This is a genomic window from Autumnicola musiva, assembly GCF_031846585.1.
GTDB classification, from domain to species: Bacteria; Bacteroidota; Bacteroidia; order Flavobacteriales; family Flavobacteriaceae; genus Autumnicola; species Autumnicola musiva.
The window spans coordinates 1-1,558 of record NZ_JAVRHK010000058.1 but is presented as its reverse complement, the minus strand read 5'-3'; the positions used below and the strand labels follow the sequence as shown (position 1 = coordinate 1,558).

Annotated in this window: 1 protein-coding gene; it reads right to left on the bottom strand. The window is 46.5% G+C overall.

The window, feature by feature from the left end; all coding sequences use genetic code 11:
- Positions 1 to 1,558: IS1182 family transposase (locus RM539_RS19795; protein ID WP_311505150.1), on the bottom strand; the 1,558-nt coding region annotated here is incomplete at both ends.

Below are 1,558 nucleotides of genomic sequence, written 5' to 3'. Positions count from 1 at the left end.
GCGGTTTTTCTTGTAGAGATTAGGATAGCTGTGACAAAATTCAGGTTCCTTAAAAGTGGACTTAGGAGCTTCTGCAGTGAGTTTTTGTATGGAAAGAGTAAGGCAGACTGTGCTGCCCCGGATTTTACTTTTTTTGCGGTATGTTTCAGGTACTTCTTCAGATTATAAGCGACTGCTGCCAGGTGCATGCATTTATTGGCCTGCCGGATTCCAAGGGTATTGACCTTGCGCAGCCCCAGGAATTCCTTTAAAGTGCCAAAGACGGGTTCTACAGTACTTTGCCGCTTACCTTTCATATAACGGCCACGCCTGCTGTTCACCCTTTTGATATTGCGCTCATATTCTTCACGGTAGGCAGTGATGGTAATTCGCTTCTCATGGCTTTTCCCGATGCAGCTTTGTTTTAATGGGCAGCCTTTGCAATCGCTTCGCCGGGTAAAATAATCATCTACCAAAGAGCCCTTTCGTACCCATTGCTTGCGATAGGTCACTTTCTTTCCCTGCGGGCATAGCCAGTAGTTCTCTTCTTTGATATATTCAAATCCTTCAGGGCCTCCTTTGTAAGTGCCGTGGGGAGGAATATAACTTTTAATCCCTTTGTTTTCAAGATAAGCGTAGTTTTCTCCGCTGCTGTAGCCGGCATCTGCCAGTACATTCTCCCAGATCATTCCCTCCCTGCGAAGGCGTCGGTTTAACCTCCGGGTGGCATCCTGCAAATACCGATTATCTTTTTTATCTGCCAGGTAAGCCTGCACATCGGTAATGACATGCCTGCCAGTGTCCACAGCAATATTGCACAGATAATTGAGCTTGCGGGCCTTGCCCGGCTTGACACTTATCTTTGCATCGGGATCTGTAGGACTGTAATGCGTTTTGTTACTGGTGTACCTGCTGCCTTTGTTTTTGGCTCCCGGACGCATATCCTGATCTTTGCTCCATTTCTTGTTCCTGCTTTTTATTTCCTGAAGTTCCTTTTTGCTGGCCGTAATTTTCTGTTGTTGCTTTGGAGCCTTGTTTTCTTTGGCTTTTCGGTCCCGGCTGCTTTGCACCCTCACTTTGGAAAGATGCTCTTCCAGTTCTTCGGCCGGAACTTTGATCTCCAGGCTGTCCATCGAGGCATTGGCCTTTACGGGAGCAGAGTCAATGGCCTGGGTATGGCCGCTTACCAGCCCGGCTTCAATGCACAGCTTTAATACTCTGGTAAAGACTTCCTCAAAAATATCATCGGGGAAAAGCTGACGGGTACGGCTAATGGTACTGTGCCAGGGCAATTCCTCATCCACATCATAACCCATAAAATAAAGAATGTCCAACCGCATGGCACAGTGGTTCATCACTCCACGGTCGGTGGTGATGTTTTCCAGATAACCCACCAGGCAGATCTTGAAAAAGACCACCGGATCAATACTTTTCTGCCCACTATCTCCATAAAACTTTTGAGTGAGCGGATAAAGAAACTCCAGGTTCAGGGCTTCTTTTAAACGTCTGTAAAAATTTTCTTCTGGGATCCGGTCACTTAACCGGAAGGAAGTGAAGAGTTTTTCCTGATAATTTTTCT